The organism is Acinetobacter sp. 809848, assembly GCF_000581275.1.
Classification (GTDB): Bacteria; Pseudomonadota; Gammaproteobacteria; order Pseudomonadales; family Moraxellaceae; genus Acinetobacter; species Acinetobacter pittii.
In genome coordinates this window covers 62,394-80,648 of the sequence record NZ_JEXG01000009.1, presented here as the reverse complement: position 1 = coordinate 80,648, position 18,255 = coordinate 62,394, and the positions used below count along the sequence as shown (strand labels likewise).

General features: G+C 38.8%; 14 protein-coding genes. 9 read left to right on the top strand and 5 right to left on the bottom strand.

The window, feature by feature from the left end; all coding sequences use genetic code 11:
• Positions 1–5: 5 nt before the first annotated feature.
• The 4 genes from adeJ (at position 6) to J536_RS11430 (ending at position 5,534) form a co-directional block, all read left to right on the top strand.
• Positions 6–3,182, top strand: a complete 3,177-nt coding sequence (gene adeJ / locus J536_RS11445; protein WP_032037323.1) for a multidrug efflux RND transporter permease subunit AdeJ — start codon at positions 6–8, stop codon at positions 3,180–3,182.
• Complete coding sequence (adeK, locus tag J536_RS11440; RefSeq protein WP_032056635.1) at positions 3,182–4,633, top strand: multidrug efflux RND transporter outer membrane channel subunit AdeK; 1,452 nt, start codon at positions 3,182–3,184, stop codon at positions 4,631–4,633. The genes adeJ and adeK overlap by 1 nt, the downstream gene beginning before the upstream one ends.
• 108 nt (positions 4,634–4,741) lie before the next feature.
• Complete coding sequence (locus J536_RS11435) at positions 4,742–5,092, top strand: YbjQ family protein (RefSeq protein ID WP_002116377.1); 351 nt, start codon at positions 4,742–4,744, stop codon at positions 5,090–5,092.
• Positions 5,093–5,099: 7 nt separating this feature from the next.
• A complete protein-coding gene (locus J536_RS11430; RefSeq protein WP_032056636.1) occupies positions 5,100–5,534 on the top strand; it encodes a YbjQ family protein in 435 nt (144 codons plus the stop codon).
• Here the strand turns inward: J536_RS11430 and J536_RS11425 are convergent.
• Genes J536_RS11425 through J536_RS11415 form a run of 3 tightly spaced genes read right to left on the bottom strand, consistent with a single transcriptional unit; the run spans position 5,531 to position 7,522 of the window.
• Positions 5,531–5,965 (bottom strand): nuclear transport factor 2 family protein, encoded by a 435-nt coding sequence (locus tag J536_RS11425; protein WP_002116099.1) that lies wholly within the window; start codon positions 5,963–5,965, stop codon positions 5,531–5,533. The genes J536_RS11430 and J536_RS11425 overlap by 4 nt on opposite strands.
• Positions 5,966–6,018: 53 nt before the next feature.
• Positions 6,019–6,825 (bottom strand): SDR family NAD(P)-dependent oxidoreductase, encoded by an 807-nt coding sequence (locus J536_RS11420; protein ID WP_032056637.1) that lies wholly within the window; start codon positions 6,823–6,825, stop codon positions 6,019–6,021.
• 25 nt (positions 6,826–6,850) lie between these two features.
• Complete coding sequence (locus tag J536_RS11415) at positions 6,851–7,522, bottom strand: hypothetical protein (protein ID WP_002116504.1); 672 nt, start codon at positions 7,520–7,522, stop codon at positions 6,851–6,853.
• 196 nt (positions 7,523–7,718) lie between these two features.
• Between J536_RS11415 and J536_RS11410 the strand changes: the two genes are divergently transcribed.
• Together J536_RS11410 and J536_RS11405 are read left to right on the top strand one after the other, a co-directional pair.
• Positions 7,719–10,616: a valine--tRNA ligase gene (locus J536_RS11410; protein ID WP_032062949.1), complete on the top strand. Its 2,898-nt coding sequence runs from the start codon at positions 7,719–7,721 to the stop codon at positions 10,614–10,616.
• Positions 10,617–10,669: 53 nt separating this feature from the next.
• Positions 10,670–12,646 (top strand): hypothetical protein, encoded by a 1,977-nt coding sequence (locus J536_RS11405; RefSeq protein WP_032062948.1) that lies wholly within the window; start codon positions 10,670–10,672, stop codon positions 12,644–12,646.
• Positions 12,647–12,896: 250 nt separating this feature from the next.
• Here the strand turns inward: J536_RS11405 and J536_RS11400 are convergent, their stop codons facing one another.
• Together J536_RS11400 and J536_RS11395 are read right to left on the bottom strand one after the other, a co-directional pair.
• The gene (locus J536_RS11400; RefSeq protein WP_032062947.1) at positions 12,897–13,913 is read right to left on the bottom strand and encodes a molecular chaperone DnaJ; all 1,017 of its coding nucleotides are present in this window, start codon (positions 13,911–13,913) and stop codon (positions 12,897–12,899) included.
• A gap of 94 nt (positions 13,914–14,007) precedes the next feature.
• Positions 14,008–14,913, bottom strand: coding sequence for an AEC family transporter (locus tag J536_RS11395; protein ID WP_032056641.1), 906 nt, complete (start codon positions 14,911–14,913; stop codon positions 14,008–14,010).
• A gap of 116 nt (positions 14,914–15,029) precedes the next feature.
• Here J536_RS11395 and J536_RS11390 point away from each other — a divergent pair, with 116 nt between their 5' ends.
• The 3 genes from J536_RS11390 (at position 15,030) to J536_RS11380 (ending at position 18,255) form a co-directional block, all read left to right on the top strand.
• Positions 15,030–15,914, top strand: a complete 885-nt coding sequence (locus tag J536_RS11390; protein WP_005064480.1) for a LysR family transcriptional regulator — start codon at positions 15,030–15,032, stop codon at positions 15,912–15,914.
• A 304-nt stretch (positions 15,915–16,218) separates the two neighbouring features.
• Complete coding sequence (locus J536_RS11385) at positions 16,219–17,406, top strand: ammonium transporter (RefSeq protein WP_016143347.1); 1,188 nt, start codon at positions 16,219–16,221, stop codon at positions 17,404–17,406.
• 138 nt (positions 17,407–17,544) lie between these two features.
• A complete protein-coding gene (locus J536_RS11380; RefSeq protein WP_081404119.1) occupies positions 17,545–18,255 on the top strand; it encodes a phosphatase PAP2 family protein in 711 nt (236 codons plus the stop codon).

Here is an 18,255-nt window from a genome sequence, read left to right as displayed (position 1 = left end):
ATTGAATGGCACAATTTTTTATTCATCGCCCCATTTTTGCGTGGGTGATTGCATTAGTCATTATGTTGGCAGGTATTCTCACGCTAACAAAAATGCCTATTGCACAGTATCCGACGATTGCACCACCGACAGTTACAATTGCTGCAACTTATCCTGGTGCATCTGCTGAGACTGTTGAAAACACTGTAACCCAGATCATTGAACAACAAATGAATGGTCTAGATGGTTTACGCTACATTTCATCTAACAGTGCTGGTAACGGTCAGGCCTCTATTCAATTAAACTTTGAACAAGGTATTGATCCAGATATTGCACAGGTTCAGGTTCAAAACAAATTGCAATCTGCAACTGCGCTTTTACCTGAAGATGTACAGCGTCAAGGTGTAACAGTAACTAAATCTGGTGCAAGCTTCTTGCAAGTTATTGCATTCTACTCACCAGATAACAGCCTTTCTGACTCGGACATTAAAGACTACGTAAACTCATCAATTAAAGAACCACTTAGCCGTGTTGCTGGTGTGGGTGAGGTACAGGTCTTTGGTGGTTCATACGCAATGCGTATTTGGCTTGATCCAGCTAAGTTAACCAGTTATCAACTAACTCCTAGTGATATTGCGACAGCTTTACAAGCGCAAAACTCACAAGTAGCAGTAGGTCAATTAGGTGGTGCACCAGCTGTACAAGGTCAAGTGCTTAATGCAACAGTGAATGCACAAAGTTTGCTGCAAACACCTGAACAGTTTAAAAATATCTTCTTAAAGAACACAGCATCTGGTGCTGAGGTTCGTTTAAAAGATGTTGCGCGTGTAGAGTTAGGTTCTGATAACTATCAGTTTGACTCGAAGTTTAACGGTAAACCTGCTGGTGGTCTTGCAATTAAAATTGCAACTGGTGCCAACGCACTTGATACCGCAGAAGCTGTTGAACATCGTTTATCTGAATTACGTAAGAACTATCCAACAGGTCTTGCAGATAAACTAGCTTATGACACGACTCCATTTATTCGTCTTTCAATTGAAAGTGTTGTACACACATTAATTGAAGCGGTAGTTTTAGTATTCATTGTGATGTTCTTGTTCTTACAGAACTGGCGCGCAACGATTATTCCAACACTTGCTGTACCTGTTGTTGTGTTAGGTACATTCGCTGTTATTAATATCTTTGGCTTCTCAATTAACACCTTAACCATGTTCGCCATGGTATTGGCAATTGGTCTTCTGGTCGATGACGCCATCGTTGTCGTCGAAAACGTCGAACGTGTTATGAGTGAAGAGCATACCGATCCAGTCACGGCGACGTCACGATCAATGCAACAGATTTCTGGTGCGTTAATTGGTATCACAAGCGTATTAACAGCGGTATTCGTACCAATGGCATTCTTTGGTGGTACAACTGGTGTAATTTACCGTCAGTTCTCGATTACCCTTGTAACAGCAATGGTTCTATCGTTAATTGTAGCGTTAACATTTACACCGGCACTTTGTGCAACCATTTTAAAACAGCATGATCCAAACAAAGCACCAAGTAATAATATTTTTGCTCGTTTCTTTAGAGGCTTTAACAATGGTTTTGACCGCATGTCGCATAGCTACCAAAATGGTGTTAACCGCATGCTTAAGGGCAAAATCTTCTCTGGCGTGCTTTACGCTGTAGTTATTGCTTTATTAGTGTTCTTGTTCCAAAAACTCCCATCTTCATTCTTACCGGAAGAAGATCAGGGTGTGGTAATGACACTTGTTCAATTACCGCCAAATGCAACGCTTGACCGTACAGGTAAAGTGATTGACACCATGACAAACTTCTTTATGAATGAAAAAGATACAGTGGAATCGATTTTCACCGTTTCGGGCTTCTCATTCACAGGTGTTGGTCAAAATGCTGGTATCGGCTTCGTTAAATTGAAAGACTGGAGTGAACGTACTTCACCAGAAACTCAAATTGGCGCATTGATTCAGCGTGGTATGGCATTGAACATGATCGTTAAAGACGCATCTTACATCATGCCTTTACAGCTTCCAGCAATGCCTGAACTCGGTGTAACAGCCGGATTCAACTTGCAACTTAAAGATTCAAGTGGTCAAGGCCATGAGAAACTTATTGCCGCACGTAATACGATCTTAGGTTTGGCTGCACAAGATAAACGTCTTGTGGGTGTTCGCCCTAATGGTCAAGAAGATACACCTCAGTATCAAATTAATGTAGACCAAGCTCAAGCTGGTGCCATGGGTGTGAGTATTGCCGAAATTAACAATACGATGCGTATTGCATGGGGTGGCTCATACATTAACGACTTCGTTGACCGTGGCCGTGTGAAAAAAGTTTATGTTCAAGGTGATGCGGGTAGCCGTATGATGCCTGAAGACTTAAACAAGTGGTATGTACGTAATAACAAAGGCGAAATGGTACCGTTCTCTGCATTTGCTACTGGCGAATGGACATATGGTTCTCCACGTCTTGAACGTTATAACGGCGTATCATCGGTTAACATTCAAGGTACACCTGCACCTGGCGTGAGCTCTGGTGACTCGATGAAAGCGATGGAAGAAATTATTGATAAGTTACCATCTATGGGCTTACAAGGTTTCGACTATGAATGGACAGGTTTATCACTTGAAGAACGTGAGTCTGGTGCTCAAGCTCCATTCTTATATGCGCTTTCATTGTTAATCGTTTTCCTTTGCTTGGCTGCATTGTATGAAAGCTGGTCTATTCCGTTCTCGGTTTTACTTGTGGTACCACTCGGTATTATTGGTGCAATCGTATTAACTTACTTGGGTATGATTATTAAAGGAGATCCAAATCTCTCAAATAACATTTACTTCCAGGTGGCGATGATCGCGGTAATCGGTCTTTCTGCAAAAAATGCGATCTTAATTGTTGAGTTCGCAAAAGAGCTGCAGGAAAAAGGTGAAGACCTGATTGAAGCAACTTTACATGCTGCAAAAATGCGTTTACGTCCAATCATCATGACTACCCTTGCCTTCGGTTTCGGTGTACTTCCGCTTGCCCTTTCAACAGGTGCAGGTGCAGGAAGTCAGCACTCTGTTGGTTACGGTGTACTCGGTGGCGTACTCAGTGCAACGTTCTTAGGTATCTTCTTTATCCCTGTATTCTATGTGTGGATTCGTAGTATCTTTAAGTACAAACCAAAAACCATAAACACTCAGGAGCATAAATCGTGATGCAAAACGTATGGTCTATTTCAGGTCGTAGCATTGCGGTATCTGCACTTGCGCTTGCTTTGGCAGCTTGTCAAAGCATGCGCGGCCCAGAACCAGTCGTGAAAACCGATATTCCACAAAGCTATGCATATAGCGCTTCTGGTACGTCTATTGCTGAACAGGGTTACAAACAGTTCTTTAGCGATCCTCGTTTGCTCGGAGTGATTGATTTGGCACTTGCCAACAACCGCGACTTACGTACAGCAACGCTCAATATCGAACGTGCTCAACAGCAATATCGAATTACACAGAACAATCAGCTTCCAACAATCGGAGCAAGTGGTAGTGCAATTCGTCAGGTTTCTCAAAGCCGTGATCCGAATAACCCCTACTCTACTTATCAAGTAGGTCTGGGTGTAACTGCCTATGAGCTTGATTTTTGGGGCCGCGTACGTAGCTTAAAAGATGCTGCGTTAGATAGTTATCTTTCAACGCAAAGCGCACGTGATTCGACTCAAATCAGTCTAATCAGTCAAGTGGCTCAAGCATGGTTGAACTATTCTTTCGCAACTGCCAACTTAAGACTTGCAGAGCAAACACTTAAAGCACAGCAAGATTCTTACAATCTCAACAAAAAACGTTTTGATGTGGGCATCGACAGTGAAGTTCCACTACGTCAGGCACAGATTTCTGTAGAAACTGCGCGTAATGATGTAGCAAACTACAAAACACAAATCGCTCAAGCGCAAAACTTGTTGAACTTGTTAGTTGGCCAATCAGTTCCACAAAACTTGTTACCAACCCAACCTGTAAAACGCATTACTCAACAAAATGTATTTACAGCGGGTTTACCAAGCGACTTGCTTAACAACCGTCCAGATGTAAAAGCTGCTGAATATAACTTAAGCGCTGCCGGTGCGAATATCGGTGCTGCAAAAGCACGTTTATTCCCAACCATTAGCTTAACGGGTTCTGCAGGTTATGCATCAACTGACTTAAGTGATCTATTTAAGTCAGGTGGTTTTGTATGGTCAATTGGACCAAGCTTAGACTTACCAATCTTTGACTGGGGCACTCGTCGTGCTAATGTAAAAATTTCTGAAACTGATCAGAAAATTGCATTGTCTGATTATGAAAAATCAGTTCAGTCTGCGTTCCGCGAAGTTAATGACGCGCTTGCAACTCGTGCCAACATTGGTGAGCGTTTAACAGCTCAACAACGTCTAGTAGAAGCAACTAACCGTAACTACACACTTTCAAATGCCCGCTTCCGTGCTGGTATTGATAGTTACTTAACAGTTCTTGATGCACAGCGTTCATCTTATTCAGCAGAACAAGGTTTGTTATTGCTTCAACAAGCAAACTTAAACAACCAAATCGAGTTATACAAAACTCTAGGTGGTGGTTTAAAAGCAAATACCTCAGATACAGTGGTTAATCAACCATCTAGTGCTGAACTTAAAAAGCAATAAGTTTTAAATAACTTATTCACAAAAGCTCACTTCGGTGGGCTTTTTTATTGCAACTCATCTGAATATTTTTTATCTTGAAACCTTAAGAATTTAGATTGATAAAAAACAATGTTATTAAGTAATTTAGAAAGTGTTCCAGGCCACCAGATTGTAAAGCAGCTGGATGTTGTTTACGGAAGTACCGTTCGTAGTAAGCATGTTGGCCGTGACTTGATGGCAAGTTTAAAAAATATCGTGGGTGGCGAACTGACGGGTTATACCGAATTATTAGAAGAATCTCGCCAAGAAGCCATGCAGCGTATGATTGTAAAAGCCCAACAACTTGGTGCGAATGCAATTGTGGGTATTCGCTTTTCAACTTCCAATATTGCACAAGGTGCTTCTGAGTTATTTGTGTATGGCACAGCAGTGGTTGTGCAGCCTCAAGCACCTCATCTACCTGATCCATTTAATGCATAGGTAGAAAATGGACAATCTTATTTTTCAGCTTGTTATTTTTCTCATTCTTTTCAGCATTGGTTGGGCTTTTGGCCGCCATATTGAACGAAAACATTTGAATGAACTTCTAGAAAAAGAGCAACAATTTGCCCATATCAGAATTGATACCAATCGCTTTACAACAAGCGATCAGCTAGGCCACTTTATTAGCAGTAATGTTGTGATTTCTCATGATTACTTTAAATATGTATTGGCATCTATAAAAAATGTTTTGGGCGGAAGACTGACCAGTTATGAAAGTATTGTTGAGCGTGCTCGCCGAGAGGCAATTGTACGTTTAAAACAACAAGCTCAAAGTGTCGGTGCTACTCATATTATGGGAGTTCGGTTGAGTACAACCGAACTTGGTATGCAAGGCGGAATGGTCGAAGTTTTTGCTTATGGAACAGCAGTTAAAGATTAATACTGCCCAACCTCAGAAAAATGAATGCGCGGGTTGCCAATATTTTTAGTTAAGTGTTGGCAAATTCGGGTAATTTTCCATTGGTCTTGTTGTTTTGCCAAAGTAAAATAATAACGACCAAAAGAATGAAAATAATCATTTTCTGAAAAACGATAAATTTGATAATTACATTCTAGCCATGCTTGATCTTGTTCAATCCGAATTAAAGGATTGCTCAAATTGTGCTGTAGTCGTAAATGGGATAAAGCTTGTTGCCGAGAACCTTTATATTCATGACAAGACACGACACATAAAGGCTCTCCTCTAAATTGGAAATAGTCCACCTCAAGTTGATCTGCCAACAACTCATCAAAAGCATCCCAATTTTTCTGGTCAAAGACCAATTGAAAACGCGTGACGACTTCTAAAATACGGTGATAATCCTGATCCATGGTGAACCTTCTATGCGGGTTTTTCACCAATTTAGCACGGCGAAATCACTTTTTTATTTTACTTTTGTTTTCCGAATCATTTTATAAAGAAGTTTTGGTGACATCCGAGAAACCATCACCCCTAGTTTTTCTTTGGCCCCACCCACAACAATATATTCTTGCCCCTGTACTAAAGCTTTTACAGCTTGCTCTGCAAAAACATCTGCCTCTAAACCATTTTCAATTGCTTCATCTTGATGGCCTTGAGGTTGCCCTGCGCCATTGAGTGCATTAAAAGAAACATTAGTTTTTACGAAACCAGGGAAAATAACTGAAACTTCAACACCTTGATCTGAAACCTCAGCACGTAAACTATTTGCCCACATGTGAATTGCCGCTTTAGCAGCCGAGTAGCTTGCACGGTACTGTGTACCTAATAAACCCGCTACACTCGACACAAATACAACTCTGCCAGACTTCTGTTTTAGCATAGTTGGTAGGACGGTTTTGGTGAGTGCAACTTGTGAGAAATAATCGACTTCCATGATGGCGCGTTCGGTTGCCATGGTCGTGTCTTGAATTAAAGCACGTTGACTCAAACCTGCATTATTGATGAGCCAATCAATACGACCTTTCGCCTTTAAAATCTGCTTATAAGCCTCTTGAACCTGCTTTTCATCAGTAATATCTGCGACCACAGACAAATGATGGTCGGGATTTAATAAACCAACCCGAACCTCTTCTAATTCTTCAAAACGACGCGAGGTCAAAATCAGCTTTGCGCCTTGTAAAGCGAGCTCTCCTGCTAAGGCCTTACCCAAACCAGAAGATGCGCCCGTAATCCATACCACTTTATTTTGCAAAGTATCAAGTTTGGCCATGTGATGTTCCTATTATCTTTTTAAATTATGCTGCTTGATGCATGAAGGCCAAAAAGTGGTTGATATAATGAGTTGCTGTGGTCTGATCGACCTGTGTCCCTAACTTTTCCAAACGTTTATAGCCCAAATGCGTCGTCATGTTGATGACTCCGTTAAGAGTTTTATCGACAACCAAATTAAATTTTAAACGCTTTTTAGGTTCACGTACTAGGCTTGTTACGCCTAAATCCACAATTTGTATGAGCGTTTCAAATGCAGCCGTAATGCTTTGCATATTACCGTCACGAATTTGCTGGGTAAGGGTTTCGGCTTGTTGTACGAGTTGAAGTGTGACCGGATAGGTAATATAAACTTGCTGCCCTTGCTCTTTCATGAGAGATGTCATGTAGTCAACTAAAGGTAAAAGACGTTCATTTCCAAAGAATGAAACTGACCAAGGCATGTATTTTCGAAAAGTCTCTAAAACTTGCTGAATAACTTTTTCAGACTCAGCTTGTTGTTTTGGAGACATGCTTGCATTTCCTGACTGTAAAAGCACAGAAAAAACCTGCTCAATAATTTCACAAGAAAGGTCAGACAATACATCCCCCAAAACTTTTGCCTGACTTTGGCTTACTCCATCATGTAGTTTTTGCCGAATGGCCTCGAATTGGGTATAAGTCGAATCGGAAATTTTCAAAAAAACTTCATAACTCATCAGCAGCATCCTTTTTCAATTCTTTTGTAATTTTTGTGCCGTGTCACCAGACGATTAAATTGTGATCCATCTTTCATAAATCTACCGTTTTTTGAAAAAAATACAAAACCGTTTATCTGTTTTCAGCACATTAATTTCGAGGCATTTTTTTGCTACAATAGATGCAATTTTTTATGCATATTCGATCTAAGCTACTATGACTGACGCTCAAACCGCTCAAAATATTGCAACCACATACGATCCAACCGAGATCGAAAAGAAGTGGTACAAAACGTGGGAAGAACAAGGTTACTTCAAACCTTCTGGTCACGGTGAATCATTCTGTATCATGATTCCGCCACCAAACGTCACTGGTAGTTTGCACATGGGCCATGGTTTTAACAATGCCATTATGGATGCCCTCACCCGTTACAACCGCATGATGGGTAAAAACACGTTGTGGCAACCAGGCACAGACCATGCTGGTATTGCAACTCAAATGGTTGTTGAGCGTCAACTTGGCTTACAAGGCGTAACTCGTCACGACTTAGGCCGTGAAAAGTTCATCGAAAAAGTTTGGGAATGGAAAGAACAATCTGGCGGCACGATCACTAAACAAATCCGTCGCTTGGGTTCTTCTGTAGACTGGTCACGTGAACGCTTCACGATGGACGAAGGTTTATCAAACGCAGTTAAAGAAGTATTCGTTCGTTTGCACGAAGACGGTTTAATTTACCGTGGTAAGCGCCTAGTAAACTGGGACCCTAAACTTCAAACAGCTCTTTCTGACCTTGAAGTAGAAAGCAAAGAAGAAAAAGGCTCACTTTGGCATTTTAAATATTTCTTTGAAGACAAATCAGTTAAAACTCAAGACGGCAAAGACTATTTAGTGGTTGCAACAACTCGTCCTGAAACTTTACTCGGTGATACTGCGGTTGCTGTTCATCCTGAAGATGAGCGTTATGCACACCTCGTTGGTAAAAACATTGTATTGCCAATTACTGGTCGTTTAATTCCGATCGTTGCTGACGACTACGTTGAAAAAGACTTCGGTACTGGCTGTGTAAAAATTACCCCTGCTCACGACTTCAATGACTATGACCTAGGTAAACGCAATAGCTTGCCAATCATTAATATCTTCAACAAAAACGCCGAAGTTTTAGGCGAGTTTGAATATATTGCAAAAGCTGGCGAACAGATTTCTAAAACTATTACTGCACCTGCGGAATATGCTGGTTTAGAGCGTTTTGAAGCACGTAAAAAATTAGTTGCTGAAGCTGAAGCTGAAGGTTGGTTAGACCAAATCCAACCGTATGACTTAAAAGCTCCACGTGGCGACCGTTCAGGCGTAATCATTGAGCCGTTACTGACTGACCAATGGTACGTAAAAATTGCTCCGCTTGCTGAACCTGCAATTGAAGCAGTTCAAGATGGTCGCATTAAGTTTGTTCCAGAACAGTACAGCAACATGTACATGGCGTGGATGCGTGACATTCAAGATTGGTGTATTTCACGTCAGCTTTGGTGGGGTCACCGTATTCCAGCTTGGTACGATGCAAATGGCAATATCTATGTAGGTCGTAACGAAGAAGAAGTACGTGCGAAAAACAACATCGCGGCTGACGTTGAACTTAAACAAGACGAAGACGTTCTTGATACATGGTTCTCATCTGCACTTTGGACATTCTCAACTTTAGGTTGGACTGGCGACGCACAAAAAGACGCAGCAAATGATTTCTTAAAAACTTTCCACCCAACAGATGTGTTGGTGACTGGTTTTGACATCATTTTCTTCTGGGTTGCCCGCATGATCATGATGACCCTACACTTCATGAAAAATGAAGATGGTTCATCTCAAGTACCATTCAAGACTGTTTACGTTCACGGCTTGGTACGTGATGGTGAAGGTCAAAAAATGTCGAAGTCTAAAGGTAACGTACTTGACCCATTAGACTTGATTGACGGTATTGATTTAGAAAGCTTAGTTGCAAAACGTACGACTGGCTTAATGAACCCGAAAGATGCTGCGAAGATTGAAAAATCAACGCGTAAAGAGTTCCCAGAAGGCATTAATGCTTACGGTACTGACGCAGTTCGTTTCACGTTCTGTGCGCTTGCAAACACTGGTCGTGACATCAAGTTCGACTTAAAACGTGTTGAAGGCTACCGTAACTTCTGTAACAAAATCTGGAACGCGACTCGTTTCGTTCTCATGAATGTTGAAGGTCAAACTGTTGGTCAACAAGCTCGCCCTGATCTATGGGAACTTCCAGAACAATGGATTATCAGCCGTCTGCAAAAAGCTGAAGCTGCTGTACATCAAGCGTTCGCAACTTACCGTTTAGACCTTGCTGCTCAAGCAATTTACGACTTTATCTGGAATGAATACTGTGACTGGTATGTTGAGTTAACTAAACCGGTTCTGAACGATGCAGAAGTTTCTGAAGAGCGTAAAGCTGAAGTACGCCGTGTATTACTTGCAGTCATGGAAGCTTCTTTACGCTTGGCTCATCCGTTAATGCCGTATTTGACAGAAGAAATCTGGCAGACTCTTGCACCAATGCTTGGTCAAGGTGGCCCAACGATTATGACTGCTCAATACCCGATTCCTGAGCAAGCAAAAATCAATGAACAAGCTGAAGCAGATATGCAATGGCTTCAAGGCTTGATTGGCGCAGTACGTAACATTCGCGGTGAAATGGGCTTAGGTAATGCGCGTTTATTACCAGTATTACTTCAAAACATTTCTGATGCTGAACGTGAACAAATTACTCGTATTGAAGCATTGTTCAAAGCATTGGCTAAAGTCGAAAGTATTGAGTTCTTAGGTAAAGACCAAGAACCACCGCTTTCTTCTTCAAGTGTTGTAGGTCATGCATCGGTATTTGTACCAATGAAAGGTTTAATCGACCCTAAAGCTGAGCTTGCTCGATTGCAAAAAGACTTGGATAAAATCCAAAAGCAACACGACCAAATTGCGGGTAAACTTGCAAATGAAGGCTTTGTCTCTAAAGCACCAGCGGCAGTTGTTGAAGGTGAAAAAGCGAAGCTTGCTGAGTTTGCTGCTCAGTTAGAGAAAGTTAAAGCGAATATGGAGCAAATTGCTGCGCTTTAATTTAATATTTGCTCCCTTGATTTTCAAGGGAGCATTACTTGGAATTTTTTTAAATGGGTAATTTCGCTAATCTAGTAAGAAAAAATAAAATCAAAGGCCCTACGCAGAAAGATTTTAATTTACAGGTGTGGGAAGCTGAAAAAAAAACAGATAATTTGGATAAAAAAATTTACTCAGCAGGTATTTATTTTTTTAATCAACTTAATAAAATTAGAAATGATTTAGATCACATTTCTAGTCATAAAGTCTGTTTATCAAGGGATAATTTTTTAAAAGCCTTTATATCACTATCGAATTTAGAATTTAAAAAATTACACTTTTTAGAGAGTACAAATATATCAACATCATTAATTGACGTGCAAACAAAGAAAGTAACAAAAAACCCTTTTGGTGCAGATATAACTCTTGATGAATTAGCACATGCCTGTGTAGATAGTATATTATTAAACTGCATCCATCATTTTAATGATAAAAAAAATGAAATTGATGAAAGCATTTCAAAACATGAAATTATAGATTATATATCAAGTGAATTCAAATTATCACAATTATACGATATTTATAATTATTATTGGAATGGAATTTTGTTTGAACAACTAGATTTTTTCACAAAAGAAAATAATACTTTTATATCAGAAAATACAGAATTAAATATTATATATAAATGCTCTCACATTCGTGACTTACAAATTAACTTCAATGATTCTATTCACTCATATAATGAAATTGAAGCCCTGATCAATAATAAATTATTTATTTGTTATGATCTAGAAAAATTTAGTTATAAAAAATTTTATGATCTTCCTCAAAGACTAAAAACCTCTATTCTAACATCTTATTCCTCATACTTTTCATTAAAAAATGATTTTCTAGAGAAAAAATCTACAAGTTTAAATTTCAGCTTTTTAGATATCTTTAATGTATTTATTCAACTATCAAGTTTATCGTATTATATTCTAGAGCAGATTCGTTATCAAAATTATTTCGACTTCAATAAACTATGCCCTGAAATAGATCTTTTCAAATTAATTAATCAGCTTGATTTTATAAATAATACAGATTTTTCAAGTGAAATTATAAAATTTATTTCATTTAATCCAAAAAGAAAAATTAAAGCAGATTTATGGAGAATGCCTATAATAAAATTGGAAAATGGAAAAATTATTCTTTGTCTTGCATCATTATTACATCCAAATTATTCTAGATGTTTAGAAGGATGGATCCAAGAAGCTGATGAAAAATTAGATGAAAAAGGTCAAAAATTTGAAATATCTTTCAGAAATGAAATAAGAGAAATTTTGAAAGAGAATGAGTTGTTATATAATGATTATTATGTATATGAGCCAATTTCAAAATATATAACATTTAATGAAGAAAAATATGAAATAGATATCCTCTTTAGAATTGGAAATCATATTTTCATAGGAGAGGCTAAATGTTTAGTTAGTGCAGACAGCCCTGTATCTAATTGGAATATATATGAGAGTTTAAGAAAAGGTTCTTTTCAAGCAATAGAAAGAAAAAACTTTATAACAAAAAATATTAAAAATTTCTCTGAATTACTAAAATATAAAGGAGAAATAAGTAACTTAAAAATCATACCTTTTATAGTAAATAGTAATCGAATATTTACAGGCCTAACTATAAATAGTATACCTGTAATTGATCCAATTATTTTTAATCAATATTTCAAAAATAATAATTTAACTATTTTAGCTGTTAACAATATTGTCCTAGCTAGTTTAGAACTTTATAGAAACAAAGCCGAACTTATAAATAATTTTGAAAAATACATACATTACCCACCTACAATTCAAACTCTTAAAGGTAGAGTTAAATTTTTAGATCCCATGTTAATTCCAACACCAACCAGCAATTATGAAAATTATTGTTATTTTATTAGACTTTCATTTAATCCTGTAAACAAAGTTTCAGATCTAAGCAACATATCATATAAATTTTCAAAAAAAATTAATACCACATATAATACTATATTAAATCGCTCCTTGTTACCTTTTAATTTAAATTAGGTATGTTTTATCAATAACTTAATTTTAAATCTAATGAGATCAATATTTAAAATTCATAGAATGCTTATCACGAAATAGTTGGCGCATGAGGTTTTCTAAATTCATTATATTGCTTTGCAAGGTTTTAGAGGACTCTAATAATTGTAAGTCTAGTTTCATTTTTTCTCTTATTTTAAATCCCCTCTCCCTATCCAACTCCTTCTAGGAGATGAGCAACACTGCTGTACAAGGGGAAAAGCGCTTCTACAAATCAAAGCAACCCATATCCCAACAACATCTCAACTCCACTCACTTTTTTCATATGCTTTAAACGCCCTTTTTCCCACTTCAACTGTTGTTTTAACTCAGTGCAATCAGCATCGACAGCTTTATAAACATCACTAATATGCACATGCTCCGCTTTCACATTCTTGGCTAATTGAAAAGAATCCAAAATCTCAGTAATTTGGCTTTCGAGCTGCTGACTTTGTGCATCTAAAGCAAGTTTATAAAACCTCAATTGCTCGGCAGATAGTTCCTTAGCACCTAGCCCTTTATTCTGTTCAAGCTGTAACTGGAGTTTGAGTAAATAAAACAAATCCTGCTTTTCGTAGGCCTGACTTGCCTGTTGGAACAGCTCAGTTTTTTCTTCTTTCTTTGTTTCATCTTGCTCACGATCTGGGTGAATCATCGCGGCAATTTTTAAATAGACTGTTTTAAGTGACTGCGCTGCCATTTGCTCAGCTTGTTCACGTTTCTGTTGCTGTCTTTGCTGCTTGGCTTGTTCTCGTGCTTGTTGTTGCTCGGCAGCATAGTGTTCAAAGTCTTCTTCTAACTCTGCAATTTGCTCAGCACTTTCATCGTATTCAGATTTGATTGGATGAGCTTTTTTATTCTTTTTTACTAACTCTTGAGTATGTTGCTGATAAAAGGTATCGATCTGCTTCACCAGCTCTAACTGTTCAGCAGACAGCATTTTGGAGCGCTTCAACATTTGTGCTAGCTGAGCAATTTTTTCATCGAGTTGTTGCATCTCTGCTTTGGAAAACTCATGGCCATGCAATATATTCCAAAGTTGCTCTAGCTGCTGAAATAAGACCTCATGCAAATTTCCATACACAGGCATCAGTTTTTGCCGAATGTGCTGTTGAATCTCGGCTTGCGCATTTTGCCAAGTGCTCAGGCTAACTTTTTGCTGCTCTATTTTATCAATCAGGCGATTCAGTTTTTTCTGCTGTACAGACGGTTCAGACCTTTGCTGCAAGCTCACTTTGAGATCAAAGGACATACTCATCCACCTGAAAAAGAAAAAAGTGTAGCAATAATCAGATGAGGAAGGTAGCAAAGCATTCTTTAAATACGACTTATCTAAAATTTATATCTTAAGAAATCCACCAAATCACTAATGGCAAGGTTACTGCGGCACATAGAGTTTGAAAGCTAATCACGGCTGCCATGAGCTGACTATCGCCACCCAAAACTTTGGTTAAAATGTAGGAAGCGGAAGCAGTCGGTAGTGCAAAGAAAATAACTAAAATTTGTGTTTGCAAACTTGGCAAACCAAACCACATGCAGACCGCGTAAGCCAAAGCAGGCACTGCTAAAAGTCGTGCAAAAGTGTCTGCCGCCAACACGACAATATCTTTTTTAATTTGCATAAACTGTAAAGCTGCACCAACACATAACAAACCTAATGGCAAACTCGACACTGAAAAAAGCTTAATAAACTGACTAAAGCCTTCCCAAATCGGGATGTGAAGTGCATTGACTGCTGCCCCTACTACACACGATGCAATTAAAGGATTTTTAAGAAGTGCAATTAAAATAGGTTTAATTGCCATGTGTTCTTTAGAAGTTAATGCAAGTACCGAAATAATGTTCACAAGTGGAATGCAAAGCGCCAATAAAATTGCCAGTATTGCCATTCCTTCACTTTTAAAAAGCGAAGTGACTAAAGCCAAACCAATATAGGTATTAAAGCGAACCATACTTTGTACATGCACACCAAAACGTGCAGGCGGTATGTGCCAAAACATTCGGAGTATGTATAAAAAGATAGTCACAGCTAAAACCACAATCACCATCGCAATAATGGCTGTACTTAAGCTTTGTAAGTCAATTTTTGTGGTCGATAGCGTACTAAAAAGCAAAGCTGGAAATAAAATATAGTAATTTAGCTTCTCTGCCCCAGCCCAAAACTCATCGCTAAAAAAACGATATTTTTTAAATAAGTATCCCGATGCAATTAATGCAACTAAAGGAAAAAGAGATAAAACAATACTATTCATTTCTTTACTCGAGTTTTGTTGGAACTTGCTGGTTTGGCAACTAGCATGGCTTACTCATATATTAAAGATAATGAAAACTCATGATAAAATGAGTTTTTACTCATAACAAATACGACATGACATTTACCCAGCTTGAAATTTTTGCACTCATTGCTGAACTAAAAAGCTTTACTGCTACAGCAGAAAAGTTGGGCATTTCACAGTCGGCAGTTTCCCATGCACTTAAATCATTAGAACAACAATGGGGCATTAACCTAATTTCAAGAACCCAAAGTGATATTGAACTCACCACGACAGGTCAGCAGCTTCTTACTCATGTAAAAGAGTTATTGAGTATTTCCGATACATTAGAAAAAGAAGTGGCGGCCATCCACGGTTTAAATGAAGGAACATTACGTATAGGGTCTTTTGGAGCTTCATCATCCATTTATCTATTACCTGAAATTTTAGAAAGCTTTCGACAGCGTTACCCCAAAATCGAAATTTATATCGATGAAGGCGAAGATAAAGAAGTTGCCCAGTGGCTATTGGAACGGCGTATAGAAGTTGGTTTCTTGATTATGCCAGATGAGCGATTCGATACATTCCCTTTAATTGAAGATCGTTTTGTTGCCCTAATTCCGAATAGTTACTCGCTCGCCCAACAACTCTATATTGATCCAGTACAGCTAGAAAATTGCCCTTTTATTATGACAATGGCGGGTAGTCGACATCAGGTCGAATTAATTTTAAAAAACTTTGATGTGAAACCAGACATCAAGTTTTATGTTTCACAAATTCTAAGTATCGTCAGCATGGTCCATAACCAGTTAGGGATTTCGATTGTCTCTGATATGGTGCTCACCAAAGAGTTACTCTCACTCTATCCAAATGTAGTTAAACGCCCTTTTAAACCGAACCTTAAACGTTCTATTGGTCTCGCAGTCAAAAATAAAAAGCACATGAGTCCCGCTGCAAAAGCTTTTATTGAAGTCGCACAATCGGTTTGGTCAGATCATTAATTGAATATGAGCGAGTCTTTTTAAACTTTGAGAACGAACTCTTTCAGGTCAATTTATAAGCGTATTAGATGACTTGTAACGTAAAAAGCGCCAAAACCGCCCCTCTTTAACCAAATCAACGCACCATTTATCGCCAAAAACTACTTACTTAATCCAAATTGGTGCGCTTATTGCATATTCACTTTTATGCAATTGAGTTTGTTTCGACAAACTTAGGTTTTTAGATTCCTTAAATCTATTTTGGTGCAATTTACAGACCCAGATTTGTTCCAAAATGGAATTTAGCACTTTTTTCGAGCATGCTATGCAAAATGTAGATCTATTTTTCTTATTACTTGGTGCTGTTTTGGTTCTTGCCATGCACGCAGGTTTTGCATTCTTGGAACTTGGTACGGTTCGCCATAAAAATCAGGTGAACGCACTTAGTAAAATTCTGACTGACTTTGCCCTTTCTGCAATCGCATATTTCTTTGTTGGCTACTACATCTCTTATGGCCAGCACTTCTTCCATGATGGTACGGTTTTATCAAGTGATCATGGCTATAACCTTATGCGTTGCTTCTTTTTACTCACTTTTGCTGCGGCAATTCCTGCCATTATTTCTGGTGGTATTGCTGAACGCGCAAAAATGCGTTCACAAGCAATTGCCACACTCGCTTTAGTTGCGCTGGTATATCCATTTTTCGAAGGTATGGTCTGGAATGGTAACTACGGTCTGCAAAAGTGGTTAGAAACAACCTTTGGCGCAGCTTTTCACGACTTTGCGGGTTCAGTCGTGGTGCATGCCATGGGCGGTTGGATTGCACTTGCTGCTGTCATTTTATTGGGTGCACGTTCTGGTCGTTATAAGAAAGATGGTCGTGTAAGTGCTCACCCGCCATCGTCTATTCCATTTTTGGCACTTGGCTCATGGATTTTAATTGTCGGCTGGTTTGGCTTTAACGTCATGAGTGCTCAGCGTGTTGATGCAATTTCTGGCTTAGTTGCCATTAACTCACTTATGGCAATGGTTGGGGGTACAATTACAGCAAATGCGATTGGGAAAAATGACCCAGGCTTCTTACACAACGGTCCACTTGCAGGTTTAGTCGCAATCTGTGCCGGCTCTGACATTGTTCATCCAATCAGTGCACTTGTTATTGGTGGTGCAGCTGGGGCTATGTTTGTGTATCTATTCACCTATACTCAAAACAAACTTAAAGTTGACGATGTGTTAGGTGTATGGCCTTTACACGGCGTATGCGGCGCATTTGGTGGTATTGCAGTAGGCCTATTTGGTCAACAATGGCTGGGTGGTTTAGGCGGCGTATCATTCATCTCACAGCTCATCGGGACAGCGCTCGCGATAGCCATTGCTCTTGCGGGTGGCTTTATTGTTTACGGCTTGCTTAAAGCGACCATTGGCATTCGTTTATCTCAAGAAGACGAGTTTCGTGGTGCAGATTTGTCTATTCATAAAATTTCAGCAAACTCTGAAGAGGGTATGTTTTAATACTTTCTAAAGTGCTCAGGGCGACGATACTTCTCGTCGCTTTTTTATTTTTAAGGAAAATTGAACTTCTTTCTTCAGTATAGTTTAAGAGCAATTTAAGTTTTATTTTATGTAATGCCTTTACCCACAATCTAATTGATGTTGCATGGCATGAATCAACAAAAACAATTTTTCCAGATTAATATTATTCTTCTGTTTTTCAGTTTTTTTCTGCTTTTAATCGTTTTTCCAGTGGGTGGGAAAATTGATATGTACCTCATCCAACCTTGGATTGATTCAACAGGTCATTTTTTCAATCGAGACAATTGGTATCTGGAAAGACTTAATCATGAGATTGTAAAGCAGATCATTACTGGCATTTATGTCATTTTTTTCGGTCTATGGCTTGCGTCATTTAAAGTTGAGAAATTAAAGCTTTATCGCTGGCAATATGGTTATATGTTTTTCGTGAGCATGGTTGGCAGCGCACTGGTTGGTCTCTTAAAATCACAATCTGCTCATGCCTGCCCTTGGAATATGATTCATCCTAACAGCTTAGGTGGCTATATTTGGGACTTTACTGCGAAACATGGGCATTGCTTTCCGGGTGGACATGCAAGCGCTGGCTTTATTTTAATGACAGGTTATTTTGTTTATCGTCTTGAACAACCCAAACGTGCCTATTTTTATCTCATTTCAGGCATTTTATTAGGCTTTATGATGGGATGTGCACAAATGATGCGTGGAGCACATTTCCTAAGTCATAATTTATGGACAGGTTGGGTCATTTGGGCGGTAAATATCTTATTTTATGCCGTTTGTATTCACCGCTTTGAGTTTGAAAAACGAGTCAAACAAGAACTTGTCTAA